Origin of the sequence: Pontibacter fetidus (assembly GCF_010119545.1) — a bacterium.
In the GTDB taxonomy this organism is placed as follows: domain Bacteria; phylum Bacteroidota; class Bacteroidia; order Cytophagales; family Hymenobacteraceae; genus Pontibacter; species Pontibacter fetidus.
Genome location: NZ_JAAEAA010000042.1, coordinates 1 through 1,376, shown reverse-complemented (window position 1 = coordinate 1,376; position 1,376 = coordinate 1). Strand labels below are relative to the sequence as shown.

Sequence of the window (1,376 nt, the reverse complement as noted above, 5' to 3'; positions counted from 1 at the left end):
CCAATGTCATTAAGTTAAGGAATTTAAGTTACTGCGGATTGTTTTCTCTTGCATGAGAAAGAGCAGTGAGGAGATCATTTATCGTGTACGGGAGTGTTTCATGGTAGATGAGGTGGAGGAGCAGTACAAAAGCAGGCCGGAAGATTTTACCAGGAGCCGTATACTACCCTTCAAGCTGTTAGTGGTGTTTATGCTAAGAAGGCTCTATAAGAATCTAGCCCTGGAGATAAGTGAGTTCTTTAAAGATCTGGCTCAACCCCAGGTATCTTTAAGCAAGAGTGCCTTTACCCAGGCCCGACAAAAGCTCTCGCCGCTGTTTTTCAGGAATTTGCTCCACAAGCTCCATCTGGAGTTCTACACAGACAATGATGAGCGGGTGAAACAGCTAAAGTCCATGCGCCTGCTGGCTGTAGACGGCTCTACGCTTGATTTGCCCTTTAGCCCCGAACTGGCCACTGTTTATGGCACCCACAGTAACCAGCACAGGGAGGCCCGCTATATTAAAGCCAGAGCTTCGGTGATGTACGACTTGCTTAACGGCATGGTGCTGGACGGTGTGCTGCAGCCTTTTGCCCAAGGGGAGCCAGCAGCAGCCCTCAAGCATCTAAACTACGCAAGGGAAGGCGATCTGCTGGTGTATGACCGCAACTATGCCTCTTTTCAGATGGTCTATGAGCACAGGCAGCGCGGCATGCATGTGCTCATGCGCCTGAGATCATCCTTTAGCCGGCAGGTGGAGGATTTTGCTCAGTCTGGTGCGGTTGACGCGCTGGTGCTTATCAGCCCAGGTAAGAATACCCCTCTCCAGGCTTATGGCAGGGATGCTGCCATACAGGTTCGCCTTGTAAAGTTTAGCCTCGCCAACGGGGAAACAGCGCTGCTGCTCACTACCCTGCTGAATAAAGAGGAGTTCCCTGTAGAGCTTTTAAAGCAAATCTATGCGATGCGCTGGGGAGTAGAAACTGTTTATGATATACTCAAAAACGTGCTCCGGGTGGAGTATTTCTCAGGCTTTACGCAAGTAGCTATTGAGCAGGATTTCTACATTAGTTTATTTCTAATGAACCTACAGACCTTGTTGGCAGATGAACTGCAGCAAGAGCTAAATACTCGCTACGGCCATAGAAAGCTGGTCTATAAGATCAACTTAGCCACTGCCATAGGACATTTGAAGAAGAATGTAGTGGCCTTATTTACTTCAAATACCTCACAGCAAGTACTGCTGGAACTCAAGGAAAACTTTCTGCAGCATGTAGAACCAGTCAGACCAAACAGAAAGTATCCACGACAGAAAGATAAGTATCGGCACCGAAAGACACCTATCCTGATGAAAAACAGAAAGAACGTACTATAAAACCCTTAACTTAATGACATTG

The 1,376-nt window shown here is 47.5% G+C and carries 1 protein-coding gene; it reads left to right on the top strand.

Annotation, left to right across the window (positions count from 1 at the left end; all coding sequences use genetic code 11):
* Positions 1-52 precede the first annotated feature (52 nt).
* Positions 53-1,354 carry an IS4 family transposase gene (locus tag GWO68_RS17660; RefSeq protein WP_162347801.1) on the top strand — a complete coding sequence of 434 codons (1,302 nt, stop codon included), beginning with the start codon at positions 53-55 and terminating at the stop codon, positions 1,352-1,354.
* Positions 1,355-1,376 lie beyond the last annotated feature (22 nt).